Annotated in this window: 18 protein-coding genes; 11 read left to right on the top strand and 7 right to left on the bottom strand. The window is 73.4% G+C overall.

The genetic code is table 11. From position 1 onward, the window contains the following. The first annotated feature begins 67 nt into the window (after nt 1–67). A complete protein-coding gene (gene crcB / locus STTU_RS21145; RefSeq protein ID WP_007826596.1) occupies nt 68–694 on the top strand; it encodes a fluoride efflux transporter CrcB in 627 nt (208 codons plus the stop codon). After that, on the top strand, nt 691–1,065 hold the full coding sequence (gene crcB / locus STTU_RS21140; protein WP_010271314.1) for a fluoride efflux transporter CrcB: 375 nt from the start codon (nt 691–693) through the stop codon (nt 1,063–1,065). Before crcB (STTU_RS21145) ends, crcB (STTU_RS21140) begins: the two co-directional genes overlap by 4 nt. A 33-nt stretch (nt 1,066–1,098) precedes the next feature. On the opposite strand, the gene STTU_RS21135 is transcribed toward crcB (STTU_RS21140), so the two are convergent. After that, entirely contained in the window at nt 1,099–1,677 is a 579-nt protein-coding gene (locus tag STTU_RS21135; protein WP_007826594.1) for a TetR/AcrR family transcriptional regulator, read from the bottom strand. 112 nt (nt 1,678–1,789) lie between these two features. On the opposite strand from STTU_RS21135, the gene STTU_RS21130 reads away from it, so the two are divergent. Further along, the gene (locus STTU_RS21130; protein WP_007826593.1) at nt 1,790–2,176 is read left to right on the top strand and encodes a DUF4267 domain-containing protein; all 387 of its coding nucleotides are present in this window, start codon (nt 1,790–1,792) and stop codon (nt 2,174–2,176) included. Between the two features lie 138 nt (nt 2,177–2,314). Here the strand turns inward: STTU_RS21130 and STTU_RS21125 are convergent, their stop codons facing one another. Beyond that, a complete protein-coding gene (locus tag STTU_RS21125; RefSeq protein WP_007826592.1) occupies nt 2,315–3,790 on the bottom strand; it encodes an MFS transporter in 1,476 nt (491 codons plus the stop codon). A gap of 134 nt (nt 3,791–3,924) precedes the next feature. On the opposite strand from STTU_RS21125, the gene STTU_RS21120 reads away from it, so the two are divergent. From STTU_RS21120 to STTU_RS21110, 3 genes are all read left to right on the top strand, one after another. Further along, nucleotides 3,925–4,380, top strand: a complete 456-nt coding sequence (locus tag STTU_RS21120; RefSeq protein ID WP_007826591.1) for a MarR family winged helix-turn-helix transcriptional regulator — start codon at nt 3,925–3,927, stop codon at nt 4,378–4,380. Nucleotides 4,381–4,552: 172 nt separating this feature from the next. Next, on the top strand, nt 4,553–5,161 hold the full coding sequence (locus tag STTU_RS21115; RefSeq protein WP_007826590.1) for a DNA polymerase ligase N-terminal domain-containing protein: 609 nt from the start codon (nt 4,553–4,555) through the stop codon (nt 5,159–5,161). Nucleotides 5,162–5,180: 19 nt separating this feature from the next. After that, nucleotides 5,181–5,819: a hypothetical protein gene (locus STTU_RS21110; protein WP_007826589.1), complete on the top strand. Its 639-nt coding sequence runs from the start codon at nt 5,181–5,183 to the stop codon at nt 5,817–5,819. Between the two features lie 279 nt (nt 5,820–6,098). Here STTU_RS21110 and STTU_RS21105 read toward each other — a convergent pair whose 3' ends face one another. Further along, nucleotides 6,099–7,133, bottom strand: a complete 1,035-nt coding sequence (locus STTU_RS21105) for a LacI family DNA-binding transcriptional regulator (RefSeq protein WP_007826588.1) — start codon at nt 7,131–7,133, stop codon at nt 6,099–6,101. 379 nt (nt 7,134–7,512) lie between these two features. Here STTU_RS21105 and aspT (STTU_RS21100) point away from each other — a divergent pair, with 379 nt between their 5' ends. The 3 genes from aspT (STTU_RS21100) to STTU_RS21090 are packed head-to-tail and all read left to right on the top strand — an operon-like array spanning nt 7,513 to nt 12,605. Further along, on the top strand, nt 7,513–9,189 hold the full coding sequence (aspT, locus tag STTU_RS21100) for an aspartate-alanine antiporter (RefSeq protein WP_007826586.1): 1,677 nt from the start codon (nt 7,513–7,515) through the stop codon (nt 9,187–9,189). Next, nucleotides 9,189–10,892 (top strand): aspartate-alanine antiporter, encoded by a 1,704-nt coding sequence (aspT, locus tag STTU_RS21095; RefSeq protein ID WP_043255866.1) that lies wholly within the window; start codon nt 9,189–9,191, stop codon nt 10,890–10,892. The genes aspT (STTU_RS21100) and aspT (STTU_RS21095) overlap by 1 nt, the downstream gene beginning before the upstream one ends. Nucleotides 10,893–10,925: 33 nt before the next feature. Then, entirely contained in the window at nt 10,926–12,605 is a 1,680-nt protein-coding gene (locus STTU_RS21090; protein ID WP_007826584.1) for a bifunctional aspartate transaminase/aspartate 4-decarboxylase, read from the top strand. 136 nt (nt 12,606–12,741) lie between these two features. Here the strand turns inward: STTU_RS21090 and STTU_RS33330 are convergent, their stop codons facing one another. Together STTU_RS33330 and STTU_RS21085 are read right to left on the bottom strand one after the other, a co-directional pair. Beyond that, the gene (locus STTU_RS33330; protein ID WP_007826582.1) at nt 12,742–12,915 is read right to left on the bottom strand and encodes a CsbD family protein; all 174 of its coding nucleotides are present in this window, start codon (nt 12,913–12,915) and stop codon (nt 12,742–12,744) included. 137 nt (nt 12,916–13,052) lie between these two features. Beyond that, the gene (locus tag STTU_RS21085) at nt 13,053–13,907 is read right to left on the bottom strand and encodes a response regulator transcription factor (protein WP_007826577.1); all 855 of its coding nucleotides are present in this window, start codon (nt 13,905–13,907) and stop codon (nt 13,053–13,055) included. Nucleotides 13,908–14,063: 156 nt separating this feature from the next. Between STTU_RS21085 and STTU_RS21080 the strand changes: the two genes are divergently transcribed. Further along, nucleotides 14,064–14,918: a spermidine synthase gene (locus tag STTU_RS21080; RefSeq protein WP_007826569.1), complete on the top strand. Its 855-nt coding sequence runs from the start codon at nt 14,064–14,066 to the stop codon at nt 14,916–14,918. Between the two features lie 152 nt (nt 14,919–15,070). Here the strand turns inward: STTU_RS21080 and STTU_RS21075 are convergent, their stop codons facing one another. Next, nucleotides 15,071–15,460 (bottom strand): hypothetical protein, encoded by a 390-nt coding sequence (locus STTU_RS21075; protein WP_010284382.1) that lies wholly within the window; start codon nt 15,458–15,460, stop codon nt 15,071–15,073. Nucleotides 15,461–15,644: 184 nt separating this feature from the next. Here STTU_RS21075 and STTU_RS34300 point away from each other — a divergent pair, with 184 nt between their 5' ends. Then, nucleotides 15,645–17,285 (top strand): hypothetical protein, encoded by a 1,641-nt coding sequence (locus STTU_RS34300; protein WP_007826564.1) that lies wholly within the window; start codon nt 15,645–15,647, stop codon nt 17,283–17,285. 159 nt (nt 17,286–17,444) lie between these two features. Here the strand turns inward: STTU_RS34300 and STTU_RS21065 are convergent, their stop codons facing one another. Beyond that, complete coding sequence (locus STTU_RS21065; RefSeq protein WP_007826562.1) at nt 17,445–18,050, bottom strand: histidine phosphatase family protein; 606 nt, start codon at nt 18,048–18,050, stop codon at nt 17,445–17,447. Nucleotides 18,051–18,351: the final 301 nt, after the last annotated feature.

Here is an 18,351-nt window from a genome sequence, read left to right as displayed (position 1 = left end):
CCTCCCGGACCCGTCGTCCCTCCCCCGTCCCGCCGTAGGCCCCTCGCCCCCACCCGGAAGGCCCGCGATGCACGACGACGACCCGCACGACGGCGACCCGCACAGCGGCGACCCGCAGGCCGACGCCCCCCGCGAGAGCGACCCGGGCGCCGCGGGCCCCCGCGAGGCCCCCCGTCCGGCCTCCGCCTCGCCCGCCCCGCCCTCCCACGACGGCGAGCGGCTGCTCCCCACCGACATGGACGTGGCCGCCCGGGACCGGCGGGCGAGCGTCCTCTCGCTCCTCCCGACCGTCGCCGTCGTCGCGCTCGGCGGCGCGCTCGGCGCGGCGGCCCGGTATGCCGTCGAGCGCGCCTGGGCCGCGCCGCCCGACGGCTTCCCGTGGGCCACCTTCACCGTGAACGTCGCCGGCTGCGCGGCCATGGGGGTCGTGGTCGTGCTCTTCATGGAGGTGTGGCAGGCGCCGCCGCTCGTGCGGCCCTTCCTCGCCACCGGCTTCCTCGGCGGCTTCACGACGCTCAGCACGTACGCGGCCGACACCGAACGGCTCGCGCGCCTCGACCGCGCGGGCATCGCGCTCGCCTACTACGCGGGCACGCTGTGCGCGGCGCTCGCGGCCGTGGCCCTCACCTCGGCCCTCACGCGGCGGTTCGCCCTCGCACGGCGAGGCGCCCCCACCCGGCGGGCGGTCCGGTGAACTGGCTGCTCGTCGTGCTCGGCGGCGCGCTCGGCGCGCCCACCCGCTTCCTCGTCGACCGCGCGGTGCAGCGCCGCCAGTCCACCGAGTTCCCGTGGGGCACCTTCACCGCGAACACCCTCGGCTGCCTCTTCCTCGGCGTGCTGACCGGCGCGCTCATGACGGGCGAGGGCGGGGCGCGGTACGAGGACTTCGTCGCCACGGGCCTGTGCGGGGCGCTCACCACGTACTCGACCTTCTCCTGGGAGACCGTCCACCTCGCCCGTACGGGGCAGATGGTCCGGGCGGCGGGCAGCGCGGCCTCCACGGTGCTCTCGGGGCTCGGCGCGGTGGCCGTGGGGCTGATGGTGGCGCGGGCGGTGTGGGGCTGAGCCGGGCCTGGCCCAGCCCCCGGTACCGCCTTCTCACTCCCCCGGCACGATCCCGTCGATCAGCAGGTCGAGGCGCGCGTCGCCGTGCTCCGCCGGGACCCTTCCCGTCGCGGACAGCACCGAGATGCCGTGCAGCGCCGCCCACAGCAGCTCCGCACGTCCCTCGCGCGTCTCCGTCTCCTCGGGCAGCGCCTCCACGAAGGCGTTGAAGGTGCTGCGCAGCACCTCCGGCGTCTCCTCGCTGGCGAACTTCAGCCCGGTCGGCATGACGAACATCGCCTGGTAGAGCGCCTCGTGCTCGACGGCGAAGTCCAGGTAGGCGCGGCTCACCGCCCGTACCCCGCTCCGCCGCCCCGGCCCCGCCTCCGCGCGCGCCCGCCGCAGCAGGTCGCCCAGCTCGGCGAAACCCTCTTCGGCGACCGCCTCGACGATCGCGTCCTTCCCCTTGAAATGGCTGTAGAGCACGGGCTGGCTGTACTCCACCCGTTCCGCGAGGCGGCGCGTGGTGACCGCCTCCCAGCCCTCGGTCTCGGCCAACTCCCTTGCCACGGCCAGGATCAGCCGGTGGCGCTCGGCTCGTTCACGTTCGCGACGGTTCGCTGTGATGGACATGCTCCGAAGTCTAGCGCCGCTAGACAAGCAGGCAATGCTATGTCTAGCATTGCTAGCGAATAGAGCGGCGCTCGACACGGGGTCGGCGCCGACCGAAGGGGGAACGTCCGCCATGCCCACCGCCCTCACCACCACCGCCACCGTCATCGTCTGGGTCATCGCCGTCGGGATCATGCTCATCGGGGCGCGCTTCCAGTTCACCCCGCGGGCCGCGACGGACTTCGGCATCCCCGGCACCCCCGCCGAGCTGCCCGCCTTCCGCGCCTGGGCCTCCGTCAAGGGGAACCGCGACATCACCCTCGGGCTCATGCTGCTGATCGCGCTGCTCGGCGCGAGCGACCACCTGACGGGCTGGATGACGCTGGCGGGCGCGCTCGCCGCCGGGGCCGACGCGCTCGCGGTCCGGTTCAGCGGCGGCCCCGCCGCGGCGTACCTCGGCGTGCACGGCGCCACGTCGGCCGTCTCGGTCGCGGCCGGAGTCGTCCTCCTGCTCTCCTGACCCCACGGTCCGCCCCGGGGGTCCGCGCGCGACGGGGGTGCGCGAGGGCACCGGGGTACGTGGCAGGGGCGCCCCGAGCCGGTTCCGTACGGCTCGGGGCGCCCCTGTTCCACGCGTGGCCGCGGTCGGCGGACGGGCTCAGCCCTCCGCGACCGCCTCGCGGCTCTCCACCCGCACGGCCCCGCTCGCGCGCGGCCCCTCCGCCTCCCGCCGGTACGGGATGGCCGCCGCGACGAGCCCCGCGAGCAGCGCGACCCCGCAGCCGACGAGCAGCCCGGTCCTGAACCCGTTCTCCGAGGTCAGCACATGGCCCCCGAAGTCCGTCGTGAGCTGCGCGAGGACGACCCCCACGACGGCCGCGCCGATCGACGTCCCGAGCGAGCGCATCAGCGCGTTGAAGCCGTTGGCCGCCGCCGACTCGGAGAGCGGCACGGCGCCCATGATGAGCGCCGGCATCGCGCCGTACGCGAGCCCGACGCCGCTGTTGATCACCATGAGCGCGACCATGACGCCCCACGCCGAGCCCATGAGCAGGAGCGAGAGCCCGTACCCGGCCGCGATCACGAGCACCCCGCTGACCAGCGTGAACTTCGGGCCGCGCGCGTTGGAGAGCTTCCCGCCGAGCGGCGAGACGAACATCATCATGATGCCGCCGGGCGCCATCCACAGCCCCGCCGCGAGCATCGACTGCCCGAGCCCGTACCCCGTCGCCTCCGGGAACTGGAGCAACTGCGGCAGCACGAGCATCGAGGCGTACATGCCGAAGCCGGTGAAGATCGAGGCGGCGTTGGTGAGCAGGACGCGGGGTCGCGCGGTCGTGCGCAGGTCGACGACGGGGTCCTTCGTGCGGGTCTCCCACACGCCCCACAGCAGGAGCACGACGACCGCGGCGCCGAGCAGCCCGAGCGTCGTGGCCGAGCCCCAGCCCCAGTCGGCGCCCTTGGAGATGCCGAGCAGCAGGCACACGAGCCCCGCGCCGAGACCGAGCGCTCCGGGCAGGTCGAAGCGCTGACCGCGCGCACCGGCCGGGACGTTCGGCACCAGGGCCCACAGGAGCGCGGTGACGGCGGCGGCGAGGACCGCCGAGCCCCAGAACAGGACGCGCCAGTTCGCGTACTGCGCGACGGCCGCGGCGATCGGCAGGCCGAGGCCGCCGCCGATCCCCATCGAGGCGCTGACCATCGCGATCGACGAGGACAGCCGCTCGGCCGGTACGACGTCCCGGAGCAGCGCGATGCCGAGCGGCACGACGCCCATGCCCATCCCCTGGAGCGCGCGCCCGACGATCATCGGCAGCACGGAGGAGGAGAGCGCGCAGACGACGGAACCTGCGATGAGCGGCGCACAGCAGATGAGCAGCATCGGCCGCTTGCCGACGAGGTCGCCGAGGCGCCCCACCACCGGGACGCAGACGGCGCCGGTGAGCAGGGTCACGGTGATGACCCACGCGGTGTTGCCGGGGGTGCTGTGCAGGATCTGCGGCAGGTCCGCGAGGAGCGGCGTGACGAGCGTCTGCATGATCGCGGCGACGATCCCGGCGAAGGCCAGAGTGGCGACGACGCCCTTGCTGTGGGGCGGGGGCTGGGCGGTGTCCACGGGGTCCACGGTGCTCATGGGAGAAGTCCTCGGGCTGGTGTTCGGAGTACGCAGGCTGTGCATCGTACATGCCGTATGTAACGTGCACATGCCGAAGCCGCGCGGACCCCCGCGTGGGAGGATGAAGGCCCAGTGACGTGCGGAGGTGACACGTGCGGCCGACGGCCGAGGTCGAGTACGAACAACTGCTGCTGAGCAGACACGGGTACCTGGGCCGGGGCGGAGGCCGCCGCCAGGACGGCCTCATGGACCGCAGTGCCTACGTCCTGCTGAGCCGCATCCACATCCAGGGCGCCCCGATGTCGATCGGCGAGCTGAGCGAGGCGTTCGGCCTCGACGCCTCGACCCTCAACCGCCAGACCGCCGCCGCGACGCGCGCGGGCCTGATCGAGCGCATCCCGGACCCGGCCGGCGGCATGGCCCGCAAGTTCCGCCTCACGGCGGAGGGCGAGCGCCAACTCTCCGAGGAACGCGAGGGCCTGATCACCTCGCTCGACCGCATCATGCGGGACTGGCCGGAGGAGGACATCGCCGCCTTCGCGTCCTACCTGCGCCGCTTCAACACGGACATCGAGAGGCTGAGCGGCAGATCCTGGCCGAGGCCGTAGCCGTTCGCGGGGCTCCCACCGGGCGTCCACCGCTTCCCACCGGGCCTCCACCCGCTTCCCGCGGGGCCTCTTCCCCGTCCGGAGGCGGGTCCGCGCCCGGCGCGTCATGCTGGGAGGACGGGGGGCACACCGGGGGACCGGACCGCCGCCACCGCCGGAAAGGGCCCGCTCCATGGAACCGCTCGGCACCTACCGTCACAAGCGGGACTTCACCCGCACCCGGGAACCGTCCGGCACGGGCTCGCTCGCGGCGGACGCCAAGGCGCACCCGCTCTTCGTCGTCCAGATCCACGACGCGCGCCGGATGCACTTCGACTTCCGCCTGGAGGTCGACGGGGTCCTGAAGTCGTGGGCGGTGCCGAAGGGCCCTTCGGACGACCCGAGCGACAAGCGCCTCGCGGTCCCCACGGAGGACCACCCCATGGAGTACCGCACCTTCGAGGGCGTGATCCCGAAGGGCGAGTACGGGGGCGGGACCGTCCTCGTCTGGGACCAGGGCACGTACGAGCCCCTGAGCCACGACAAGCGCGGGCACCCCCTCCCCTTCGACGAGGCGCTCGCCTCCGGCCACGCGACCTTCCGCCTGGAGGGCGACAAGCTCCGCGGGGAGTACGCGCTCACGCGCTTCCGCACGGGCGGCAAGGGCGAGGAGGCGTGGCTCCTGATCAAGGCCCGCGAGAAGGGCGTACGCCCCGGCGAGGGCCACGGCACCCCCGACCCGCACCGCGCCCGCTCGGCCCGTACGGGCCGCACGCTGGGGCAGGTGGCGGAAGAGGACTGAACGGAGAGGACTGAGACAAGTGACGCAAGCCGGCACCGCCGCGACCCTTCTCGACCGCCACGGCACGACCTACGCGGTCGAGGCGGACATCACCCTGCGCGACACCCCCCAACCGCTCTACCAACTCCTCGTCCTGAGCCTGTTGTTGTCCGCCCGCATCCGCGCGGACGTGGCGACGGCGGCGGCCCGCGCACTCTTCGCGCACGGCCTGCGCTCACCGAAGGCGATGGAGGGGGCGAGCTGGCAGGAGCGCGTGGACGCGCTGGGCGAGGGCCACTACCGCCGCTACGACGAACGCACCGCGACCCAACTGGGCGAGGGCGCGGGCCTGATCCGCGAGGAGTGGTCGGGAGACCTGCGCAAGGCCCGCGAGAAGGCGGACGGCGACGAGAAGGCGCTCGCCTCGGAACTCCGCGAGGTCCCGGGCATCGGCCCCACGGGCGTGGACATCTTCCTCCGTGAGGCCCAGTCCGTCTGGCCCGAATACGCCCCCCGCTTCGACCCGAAGGCCCTCCAGGGAGCCGCCCGCCTGGGCCTCCCCGAAGACCCCCACCGCCTCGCCCGCCTCACCGACGACCCGGCCACCTTCGCGGCGGCACTGGTCCGCGCGGCCCTGGACAAGAAGGTCGTGGAGGACGTGACGGAGCACGCGTCCTGACGTCCCGGGAGTGACCTCGCCCCCACCGATCCCTCTTTACCGCGACCGGCCCGGCTCACCCCGGGCCGAATTCGTCCGGGGCCGGGGGGAACGGCGCCCCCGGGAGCCCCCGGGCCGAAGCGTCGACGACCCGTACGGGCACACTCCCGAAACGCGGTCGCGCGCGGCAACTCCCCCGACGCGCCGTGTCGATGACGTCCCTACACGTGCACGTCCCTCTCGCGCCGCACCCGCGCCCGCGCCCCGGCGCAGGCCGTGCTTCGCGACCGCCCGAGCGGTTCAGCTCGACTCCCGGACCACCAGCCGCGTCGCCAGCACCGTCTGGCGGCCCGCTGTTCCCGCCGGGGTGCCGGCTCCGGCGGCTCGGGCGGCGATCTCGTCGAGGAGCATGCGGGTCATCACGCGGCCCATCTCCGCCGTCGGCTGGCTCACGCTGGTCAGGGGCGGGTCGAGGTGGCGGGCGATCGCGCTGTCGTCGAAGCCGATCAGGGCGACGTCCTCGGGGATGCGACGGCCCGCGGCGCGCAAGGTGTGGCGGGCGCCGGAGGCGAGGAGGTCGGAGGCGGCGAAGACGGCGTCCAGGCCCGGGGCGCGGTCGAGGAGTTCGGCCATCGCCCGACGGCCGCCCTCCTCCGTGAAGTCCGACTCGGCGACCAGGGGTTCGCCCTCGATCGAGGCGCGGTAGCCGGCGAGGCGGCGCTCGGCGCCGTAGACCTCCAGGCGCCCCGTGATGTGGGCGATGCGGCGGCGGCCCCGGCTCTGGAGGTGGCGGACGGCGGCGACGGCGCCGCCGTAGTTGTCGGAGTCGACCGAGGGGAGCGTCTCGGCGGCGGAGCGGGGGCCGCTGATGACGGCGGGCATGCCGAGTTCGGCGAGGCGGTCGGGGAGCGGGTCGTCGGCGTGGACCGCGACGAGGAGGACGCCGTCGACGCGGTGCGCGTCGAGGTAACCGGCGAGCCTGCCGCGCTCGCGCTCGCCGCCCGCGAAGGTGAGCAGGAGCTGAAGCGGCGTGTCGGCGAGCGCGCTGCCGATGCCGAGGACGATGTCGGAGAAGTACGGCTCGGCGAAGAAGCGGGTCTGCGGCTCGGGGACGACGAGCGCGATCGCGTCCGCGCGGTTCGCGGCGAGCGCGCGGGCGGCGGTGTTCGGCACGTAGCCGAGTTCGAGCACGGCGGCCTCGACGGCGGCGCGTGTGCGGGGGCTGACCTTCGGCGAGCCGTTGATGACCCGCGAGACCGTGCCGCGCCCCACGCCCGCGCGGCTCGCGACCTCCTCGAGGGTCGGCCGTCCCGCGCCCCGCTTCACCCGCGTCATCGCACTCTCCCACCACTCGCCCTGCCGTACGGGACGTCCCGACTCCGGTACCCGCGCGCGCCCATTGTGCGCATGGGGCGCGCCCGGCGGGAGGGGGGTCCGCCCGGTGAGCTGCGCCCACGCGGTGCGAACCGGGCCGACCACGGGCCCGCGCATCCGGTGGCCGCCGCCCCGGCGACCCCGTCGCCACCGCCCCCGCGCCCCGGCCGCTCCGCCCGCGTAAGACCCCGCACCCCCCACCCGTAGGCGCCCGAGGCCGCCCCGTGCCCGTACATCCTTCCGCCCCGCACGCCCCCCGCGCGCCCCCCGTCTCCCCCGAGCCGCGCTGCTAATTTCTCCCCTATGTCCGAATTCTCCTTCACCACCCCCGGCTGAGCGTATGGGGATCATCCGCGACCATCCCGAACTCGCCCTCTTCCTGTGCCTCGCCGTCGGCTACCTCGTCGGCAAGCTGCACGTCGGGCCGATCACGCTCGGCGGCATCTGCGGGACGCTCATCGTCTCGCTGCTGCTCGGCACGCGGCACGTCTCGGTCGGGGACGACGTGAAGACCATCTTCTTCGCGATCTTCATCTTCGCGCTCGGCTACATGGCGGGCCCGCAGTTCTTCGCCAACCTCAACCGGCGCGGGCTGCGCTACGGCGTGCTCTCGCTCATCGAGCTGGTCACGGTGCTCGTCATCGCGTACGTGCTGGCGAAGGCTTTCGACCTCGACATCGGGACCGCCTCCGGCATCCTCGCCGGGGCCGCGACCGAATCGGCCGTCGTCGGCACCGCGACCGAGGCGATCGGCAAGCTCTCGGGCCTGAGTGCGCACCAGATCAGCGAGTACCAGGGGCACGTGGCCACCGCGTACACCGTCTGCTACCTCTTCGGCCTCATCACGATCGTGCTCTTCACGAGCCAGATCCTGCCGCTCCTGATGCACATCAACCTCGCCGACGCCTCGCGCGAACTGTGGGCGAAGATGCGCGGCGACGCACCGGCCCTGGAGTCGGACGAGCGCGAGGCGCTGCCCTCCACGGTGGGCCGTACGTACCTCGTCACGCACGCGGACGGGAGGACGGTCGGCGAGATCGAGGCGGCGAGCGGGCAGCGGGTCACCGTGGAGCGGATCAAGCGCGGCGGCAAGATCCTCACGCCCGCCCCCGAACTGCGGCTCACCCTCTCCGACCTCCTCCTCGTCGTGGGCCGCCGCGGGGCGACCATCGAGGCGGGGCGGCACATCGGGCCCGAGACCGGTTCCGTGCCGGGGCTCGACTCGCCGCTCGCGACGCGGCAGATCTCGCTCACGGACAAGGCGACGACCGGCAGGACGGTCGACCAGCTCCAGCACGACCACCCGGAGTTCCTGCGAGACGGGGTGTACGTCACCGATGTCGTACGGGGTGATCAGGACCTGCCCGCCGCCCCGGAGACCGTGCTCAGACGCGGGGACGTGCTGACCCTCGTCGGGGCGCGCTCCGGGCTCGACAGGCTGACGAAGAAGCTCGGTTCGGTCGTCAAGAACTCGAGCGCCGACTTCATCTACATCGGCTTCGGCATCGCGCTCGGCTCGCTGCTCGGGCAGGTCGTGGTGCGGATCGGGGACATCCCGCTCTCCCTCGGCACCGGCGGCGGCTGCCTCGTCTCGGGGCTCGTCTTCGGCTGGTTCCGCAACCGCAGCCAGACCTTCGGCGCCTTCCCGCCGCAGGCCGCGAGCACGCTCAAGGACCTCGGCCTCGCGGTCTTCATCGCCTGCACGGGGCTCGACTCGGGCCCGCAGGCGTGGCCGCTCATCAAGCAGTACGGAGCGCTGCTGCCCTTCGCGGGGATCGGCATGGTCCTGATCCCGGCCTGCATCTCGCTCTTCGTCGGGCTCAAGCTGCTCAAGCTCGACAAGCCGCTGCTCATCGGGGCCATCGCGGGCCAGCAGTGCTCGACCCCGGCGATCACCGCGATCACACAGGTCTCGAAGAGTTCCGTACCGCTCATCGGCTACACGATCACCTACACCCTCTCGAACTTCCTCCTGCCCCTCACCGGGCCGATCCTCGTGGGAGTCCTGGGGTCCTGATGATCGACTTCCTCAACCGCGACATCTTCCGGCCCTACCCGGAACTGCTCGTCTTCCTCACGGTCGCCCTCGGCTTCCTCGTGGGCAAGCTGCGGTACAAGGCGATCGCGCTCGGCAGCGTCACCGGCTGCCTGATCGTCGGGCTGTTCCTCGGCGCCCAGTTCAAGGTGGGCATCGACCAGACGGTGAAGAACCTGTTCTTCACGATGTTCCTCTTCGCGCTCGGCTACCGCGTCGGGCCGCAGTTCTTCCGCGGCCTGAAGAAGGACGGGCTGCCGCAGGTGCTCAACGCGCTCGTCGTGTGCCTGACGGGGCTCGGCATCACGTGGGCCTTCGCGAAGATGCTCGGGTACGGGCCCGGTCTCGGCGCGGGCCTGCTCGGCGGGGCGCTCACGCAGTCCGCCGTCATCGGGGTCGCGCAGGACGCCATCTCGCACCTGCCCGGCCTCTCGCCGGGTCAGCTCAAGGAGCAGTCCAACCTCGTCCCGATCGCCTACGCGGTGACGTACCCGCTCGGCACGATCCTGTGCGCCGTCCTCCTCGCGAACGTCCTCCCCAGGATCTACCGCGTCGACATGCCGAAGGAGGCCGCCGCCCTCGCCCGCGCACTGGACGCGCCCGACGAGAACCCGGATCTCGGCGAGGGCTACCAGGAGATCGTCCTGCGCGCCTACCGCCTGGAGCGGCCCGATCTCGTCGGCCGCACGATCGAGGAGTTCGAGCGGCAGCAGGACCACCTCGGCCACCGGATCTACCTCACGAGGGTGAGACGCGAGGGGAAGGTCCTCCCGCACGACCAGGGACTCCGGCTCCGGCAGGGCGACACGCTCGCGGTGAGCGCGCTGCGCGGCTCGCTCGTCGCGTTCGACGCGCGCACGCACATCGGTCCCGAGACGGACGACTCCGACCTCCTCACGTACCAGACCGAATCGCTGCACGTCGTCGTCTCGGAGAAGACGCGGATCGGCGAGACGATCGGCGACCTGCGCGAGGAGCCGTTCATGGTCGGCGTGTACATCGACGAGATGTACCGCTCGGGCGCGCTGTACCCGTACCGCCTCGCGACGAAGCTGAGCCGGGGCGACACGCTGATCCTCAAGGGGCCCGAGCGGCTCGTGCCGGCCGCCGGGAGGGCGATCGGCAAGCCGGTCCCCACGAGCTTCGCGACGGACATGATCTGGGTCGGGCTCGGCATCGTGCTGGGCGGCTGCATCGGGATTCCCGCGCTGACCCTCGGCGGGGTGCCGATCTCGCTGTCGACCTCGGGCGGGGCGCTGATCATGGGGCTCGTCTTCGGCTGGATCAGGGGCCGTTACCCGACCTTCGGAAACGTGCCGCCCGGCGCGCAGTGGTTCATGGACACGCTCGGACTGTGTCTCTTCATCGCCGTCGTCGGCCTCAACGCGGGGCCGAGCTTCACGAGCGGTCTGGCGAAGGCCGGGTGGGGGCTCCTGCTCTTCGGCGCGATCGCGACGCTCGTGCCGCTGCTCGTCGGCTTCTTCTTCGGCCACTACGTGCAGCACCTGCGCTTCCCGCTCCTCATGGGCGTGCTCGCGGGCGGCCAGACCACGACGGCCGCGATCGGCGCCGTCAACGAGGCGGCGAAGAACCAGGTGCCGACGCTCGGTTACACCGTGCCGTACGCCTTCAGCAACGTGCTGCTGACGATCTGGGGCGCGGTCATCGTCCTGCTCAACCACTGAGATTCCGTACGGGTCCCTCTCAAGGAGTACGCCATGAACCAGCCCGCATCCCGCGCCGTCGACCACTCCTCCGGCTACAGCCGCGAGCAGATCAGGCGGTACGGGCAGCTCAGCCCGTTCGAGCTGAAGAACGTCTTCATCGACCTCGCCCAGCACAAGCAGGAGGACGAGCCGGGCCAGAAGGGCACCTCGCAGACGCAGATGCTCAACGCGGGCCGCGGCAACCCGAACTGGATCGCGACCGGGCCGCGCGAAGCCTTCCACGCACTCGGCTACTTCGCGCTGGAGGAGTCGAAGCGCGTGTGGACGGCCGACCACCTCGGCGGGATGCCGGAGGCGCGCGGCGCGGGCGGGCGCTTCGACTCCTTCCTGCGCCGCCACCCCGAACTCCCGGGCACGGAACTGCTCGAACGGTGCGTCGAGGAGGCGCGGCGGCGCTTCGGGCTCGACAAGGACACGCTCGTCCACGAACTCGCCGACGGCATCACGGGCGACAACTACCCCGTCCCGGACCGCATCCTGCCGTGCGCCGAGCAGATCATCCGCGGGTACCTCGGCGAGGAGATGTACGGGGGCACGCTGCCCGAAGGGAACGTGAGCCTCTTCGCGACCGAGGGCGGCACGGCCGCGATGTGCTACATCTTCGACTCGCTCCTGAAGAACGACGTCGTCAAGAAGGGCGACCGCATCGCGCTCATGGTGCCGGTCTTCACCCCGTACATCGAGATCCCCGCACTCGACACCTTCGACTTCGACGTCGTCCTCGTCCGCGCGAGCATGTTCGCGGAGGAGGGCGTCAGGGAGTGGCGCTACCCGGAGGAGGAGGTCGCGAAGCTCGCCGATCCCTCGATCAGGCTCGTGTGCCTCGTCAACCCGAGCAACCCGCCCTCGCTCGCGCTGAGCGAGCGGGTCAGGAACCAGCTCAAGGACATCGTCGCGGGGCCCAACCCGGACCTCGTCGTCGTGACGGACGACGTCTACGGGACCTTCGTCGAGGGCTTCACCTCGCTCGCCGCCGACCTCCCGCACAACACGCTGCTCGTGTACTCGTACTCGAAGCACTACGGGGCGACGGGCTGGCGGCTCGGTGTCATCGCGCTCCACGACGACAACGTGATCGACCGGCGGATCGCCGCGCTGCCCGAGGAGGCGAAGGACCGGCTCGCGAAGCGGTACGGGACGCTCACGCTCGAACCGGGGAAGATGCGCTTCATCGACCGCATGGTCGCCGACTCGCGGGACGTCGCGCTCAACCACACGGCGGGGCTCTCGACGCCGCAGCAGGTCCTCATGACGCTCTTCTCGCTCTTCGACCTGCTCGACGAGGGCCAGGCGTACAAGCACCGCATCCGCGGGATCGTCGCCGACCGGCTGCGGCTCCTCCTGGAGGGCGCCGAGATGAAGATCGCCGAGGACCCGCTGCGGGCCGGGTACTACATCGAGCTGGACCTGCTCGCCGAGGCCGAGCGCACGCGCGGCCCCGAGTTCGCGCGCTACCTCCAGGACACGTACGAGCCCATCGACCCGCTCTTCCGCCTCGCCGAGCAGACCGGCGTGGTCCTCCTCAACGGCGGGGGCTTCGACGGCCCGGAGTGGTCGGTACGGGTCTCGCTCGCGAACCTCGACGACCTCGACTACCTGCGGATCGGGCACTACGTGCGGGCCGTCTTCGACGAGTACGCCGAGGAGTGGCGGCGGGCGACCTCGGGCTGACCCGCGGGCGGGCGCACGAGAAGCGGGTGGTGGCCCCGGAAGAGTCTTCCGGGGCCACCACCCGCGATCACGGCACACCGAGGGCTCCGCGCTCCTTCCCCGGACGGGCCGGGGAGGGCGGATGCCCGGAGGGGCGTCAGTCCTTGGCGATGTCCTTCATCTTCTCCTTGGCCTGGCGGGTGTCGCCCTTGACCTGGTCGGCGCGGCCCTCGGCGGTGAGGCGCTCGTTGCCGACCGCGCGACCGGCCGTCTCCTTGACCTTGCCCTTGGCCTGCTCGGTCTTCGCCTGGGTCTTCTCGTCCGCGGCCATGTCGCGCTCCGTCCGTTTGGTCCAGTAAGTTCCGTCACGAACCGGGTGCCCCCCGCTCACCGGAGGAAACCTCCGACTCCACGAGAAGTGAGCGACCGGTCCGCGCCGCCGGGTGCGACCACCCGCCGCGCCGGGGCTCAGGCGCGGGGCGGGAGGGGCAGGACCGGGGGCGGCGCCGGGTCCCGCGGGGGCGGATCGAGTTCCCGCACGGAGGGGTCGAGACCGGGGGCGGCGTGGTCGGGTTCCGGGACGGCGAGGTCGAGTTCCCCGGCGGCGAGGTCGAGTTCCCGCACGGAGGGGTCGAGTTCCCGCAGGGGCGGGTCGAGCTTCACGCCGACCCCCCGCAGCGTGTGCAGGTAGCGCGGGGTCGCCGCCGTCTCGCCGAGCTTGCGCCGCAGCCAGGACAGGTGCACGTCGATGGTCTGGTTGTCGCCGTAGGACTGCTGCCACACTTCGGCGAGCAGTTCGCGGCGCGGGACGACCACCCCCGGACGGCCCGCGAGGAAGGCGAGGAGGTCGAACTCGCGGCGCGTCAGCTCCAGTACCGCGCCGTCGAGTTCGGCGCGGCGGCGTAAGGGGTCGATGCGCAGCCCTCCCACCGTGAGGACCCCGGCGGGCTCCTCGCGGCCCGGCCGGGAGCGGCGCAGCACCGCGGTCATCCGGGCCAGGAGGTGGGTGGTGGAGAAGGGCTTGACGAGGTAGTCGTCGGCGCCCTCGTTGAGGAGGCGGACGATCTCGGCCTCGTCCTCGCAGGCGGTCGCGACGATGACGGGCACGTTGGTGAGGCCGCGCAGCATCCGCAGCGCCTCGGCCCCGCCGAGGTCGGGCAGGCCCAGATCGAGTACGACGAGATCCACCTCGTGCTGGGCGACCTCCCGCAGCGCCTCCAGGGCCGTGCCCACGCTGCGCACCGCGTGCGCGGCCTCCGACAGGTGCCGGATCAGGGCCGAACGCACGAACGGGTCGTCCTCCACCACGAGCACACGCGCCATAGGCAGGGACGGTAGCCCATCCGGCGGGCAGGGGTCCCCCGGAAGGGCCCAAACGGCCCTGGCGGGCACGTGGTTGGCGCGATAGGGACGGGTGGGACCGCTGGTACGGGGCGGGCGTGACCCGGGGGCTTCGCGCGGCCCCCGTAAAATGTTCGGATGGCACGGAAGAGGAACGAGGCCGGGCGGCTCACTGCCGAGGTGGCCGGCGGGCGCGCGGAGCTGGTCCCCGAGCGCGGGCGTGCGCGGGCCTTCACGCTCACGCTGGACGGGGCCCCGCAGTCGTACGTGGACCTCGACGCGCCCCGGCACCTCGACTTCGCCTACCAGCGCCGCATCGGTCACCTCGCCGACCTCGTCGCCCCGGCCGGGCGCCCGCTGCGGGTGCTGCACCTCGGCGGCGGCGCGCTGTCGCTCGCGCGGTACGTCGCCGCGAGCCGCCCGCGCTCGACGCAGCAGGTCGCCGAGGTCGACGCGGCGCTGACCGCCTTCGTGCGCGAGCACCTCCCCCTCGATCCGCAGGCGCGGGTACGGGTACGGGCCGCCGACGCGCGCGACGTGCTCGCCAAGCTCCCCGAGGACTGGGCGGACCTCGTCATCGGGGACGTCTTCGCGGGCGCCCGCACGCCCGCGCACCTCACGAGCACCGAATACCTCGGCGAGATCCGCCGCGTGCTGGCCCCGGCGGGCACGTACGTCGCGAACCTGACCGACGGCCCGCCGCTCGCTTTCCTGCGCGGCCAGATCGCGACGGCTGCGGAGGTCTTCCCCGAGCTGGCCCTCGCCGCCGACCCCGCCGTCCTGCGCGGCAAGCACTTCGGCAACGCGGTCCTCGGCGCCTCGGCCGTCCCGCTCCCCCTCGCCCCCTACACCCGCGCGGTCGCCTCCGACCCCCACCCGGGCCGCGTCGAACACGGCCGCGCGCTGCGGGACTTCACGGGCGGGGCGACGGCGGTGCGGGACGACACGGCGAAACGGTCACCGGCGCCGCCGGAGGGCGTCTTCGCGCAGTAAGGGGGCTGGTCGGCGGGGACTTCGCGGGGCCGGGCACAAGGTGTGCTCCGGGCACAAGGGCGCGTCGGACGTAGGTGCGTGGGGCCTGCCGGGGTGCCGCGAGGGCGTGGACCGGGGCGGGACCGCGCCTCGGCCCGGGGCCCTCCGGGGGGTCAGCGCCTGCCGTCCGCCGCCTCGATCGTGCGGGCCGCCTCGCCCAGCGCGTGGCGCAGGATCGCCGGGTCCGTCGACTCGCCGCTCTCCTCGGGCGGCAGCAGCCACGTGCCCGTCGCGTTGCCCGTGTGCCCGCAGGCGTCCGGCGGGGTCGTGAGGCGCAGTCCGCGCCCGGCCGTCTCCGTACACGCGCTGCCCGGCACGTCCCAGCCGCGCGCGGTCCCCTCGGGGACGACGAACCCGAGCGTCTCGCACGGCCCGTCGTGCACGACGGGCCCGAGCAGCGGTGTGCTGCGGCGCAGGATGTCGACCGCTTCGAGGCCCTGGCGCACGGGGACCGTGACGAGGTCCCAGGCGGGCGGGGGGCCCACCGGCGGCTGGGCGGACATCGGATCGGTGGACGCAGTGGACTCCGGCACGGGAACCCCTCCTTGGTCGCTGCGAAGCCGGGGGGCACCTCCCGGCCGCCAGGCCGGGGGCGCGGCTCCTCGTTCCCCGCACCGTCCAACGCGCACACCCCGTCGGGGGCTACGGCACGACACCACCGGGAAGCATGGCATTTCATGGCGGATCATGGCCCGCTCCTCCCGCGTCAGCGAACTGCCTGTGTCGATCCGGTCACAGCGGGTATCTTTCTGCTCCGTCGGCACACGAGTGGCCCCGGCTCGACGGGCGCCACGTCCCGACCCCGTACCGCACGAAAGGCCGGTCATGACCTCGTCGGCACCGCAGCCGCTTTCGTCCCAGGAGCCCACCGGACAACGGGGCGCCGCCTCGCCCCCACAGCACCCGGACTCCCCGGGGCAGCGCGTTCCACGGCCCAACGCCGCCTTCCGCGCCCTGCGCGGGCGGCTCTCGCCGGGGGAGTTCGCGGCACGGGTGCGGCGGGCGGGACGGGAGATCGGCGAGGCGGTCTCGTGCGACGCGCGGTACATCGGGCGGGTCGAGGCCGGCGAGATCCGCTGCCCGAATTACGCCTACGAACGAGTGTTCCTGCACCTCTTTCCCGGGCACACACTCAGTGACCTCGGTTTCGCTCCGCGCGAGACGGTACGGGGACGCGGAGCGGCACGCCCCGCGCCCCCCGAGCAGCAACCGCCGTACGCGCCGCCGCGACCGGGCGCGCCGCGACCGGCCGGGCACCGGTACGCGCCCGACGACGGCGAGCCGTACCGACACGACGAGGAGAGCGACGTGCACCGTCGCGCGTTCATCGGTTCAGGGGCGGCAGCGGCCGGCGCACTCGCGACCGGTTTCCTCGGGACGGGCGGGACGGCGGCGGCCGCGCCGCGGACCCCGGTGATCCCGGGGCAGCGGGCGGGCGAGCGGGAGGTCGCCGCCGTCGAGGACGCGGTACGCGAGATCAGGCGCCTCGACGACAGGCACGGCGCGGGCCGGATCTTCGAGCAGGCGGCCGGAGTGCTGCGCAGCGCCCACGCGTTCCTCGACGCGGGCACCGCGCGGCAGTCCACGAGCGACAGGCTGCACGCGGCGGCGGGCGAGCTGTCCATCTCGGTGGGCTGGCTCGCCCACGACTCGGGCCGCCACGCCGAGGCCCGCTCGCACTACGGCGAAGCGCTCGCGGCGGCCCGCCTCGCGGACGACGCGGGCCTGGAGGCGCACGCCTTCTGCAACTCCGCCTTCCTCGCGCGCGACGCGGGACACCCGCGCGAGGCGGTGCGCGCGGCGCAGGCGGGGGCGCGGGCCGCGCGGCGGATCTCCGCGCCGCGCCTCCTCTCGCTGCTCGCGCTGCGCGAGGCGAGTGGACGCGCCGGACTCGCGGACCGGGCGGCCTGCGAGGAGGCGCTCGCGCGTGCCCACCGGCTGTACGCGAAGGGGCCGGGGCCCGACGACCCCGAGTGGCTGCTGTGCTTCTACAGCGAGGCGGAGCTGGACTGGCTCGAAGCGCAGTGCTGGAGCACGCTCGGCGACTGGCCCCGCGCCGTCACCCACGCCCGCCGCGCCGCGTCCCACGCCGCGAGCCGCACCCCGCACCTGACGCGCAACCAGGCCCTCTACACCGCCGAACTCGCCCAGAACCTCAGCGCGGCCGACCACCCGGAGGAAGCGGCGACGACAGGCCGCGCCGTCCTCCGCCTCCTCCACCGCGAGGTCCGCTCCTCCCGCGTCGACGCCATGCTCCGGGCAACGCGCGGACGCCTGGCCCGGTACGGGGCGAAGGGAGAGGTGGCGAGCTTCCTGGCGGCGGCCTGAGCTGCCCGAGGCCCGCAGGGCCGAGCAGCGTCGGCCGAGCCGAAGGGAGCGCGACGGTGTCGAGGCGCCCGTCGTGCGCAGGTCGCGAGGAACGAGCGACCGAGCACGTCGGGTGACTCGACACCGGCACCGGCGCTCCCGGAGGCGAAGCCGACGCCATCAAAAGAGGTGGGCGGAATCGTTCCAGACGTCGATCGCCGGGCGCCCGTACGCCCAGTCCAGCACCGACAGCGACGCGGGTGCCAGCCGGATGCGGGCTCCGAAGTCCAGCGGCTCGTCCAGCCACCGCGCGCACACCGCCCGCAGCACGTGCCCGTGCGCGAAGAGCACCACCGTGCCGCCCACCGCCCGCGCCCACTCCACGACCGAGTCCACGCGCTCCGTCATCTCCGCGACCGACTCGCCGCCGGGCGCGCCGTCACGCCACAGGAACCAGCCGGGCTCGCGCTCCTGGATCTCGGCCGGGGTCAGTCCCTCGTACTCCCCGTAGTCCCACTCCATGAGCGCGTTCCACGGCTCGGCGCGCCCGCCGAACCCGGCGACCTCGCACGTCTCGGCGGCCCGCGCGAGCGGTGAGGTCCGCACCACCGCGTCCGTGAGCCCGGCGAAGGGCTCCTCGCGCAGCCGCTTGCCGAGCAGCGCCGCGTCCCGCCGGCCGTCGTCGAGCAGCGGGATGTCGGTGCGCCCCGTGTGCTGCCCGGAGCGGGACCAGGCGGTCTGCCCGTGACGGACGAGCAGGACGCGGGCGGCGGGCGACGATGACATGGCGGGGTCTCTCCTGTACGGGTGCGGGACGGGGCGCGGGACGTACGGGTCGACGGCGCGCCGCCCCATCATCGCGCAGTCCCCGGCGCCCGCTCCGCGCGGGTTCGTCCCGCTTGGGCGGTGTGGCCGTGTTCTTCGCGGACGGCGTGACCTTTCCGGGGAAACCCCGGGAGAACCGCCCCGAAAGCCCACGTGACACGCGAGGATCGCACGAGGCGGGGGCCACCCCCGCCACAAGGCCGCATCCGTACGTAAAGTGGGCCGCCGCGCCGGAGCGAGGTCTGGGTGCGGCGGGCGCGGG

The sequence above is a fragment of the Streptomyces sp. Tu6071 genome, assembly GCF_000213055.1.
Lineage (GTDB): Bacteria > Actinomycetota > Actinomycetes > Streptomycetales > Streptomycetaceae > Streptomyces > Streptomyces evansiae.
The sequence above is the reverse complement of the archived record's forward strand: the minus strand, read 5'-3'. Positions and strand labels throughout refer to the sequence as shown.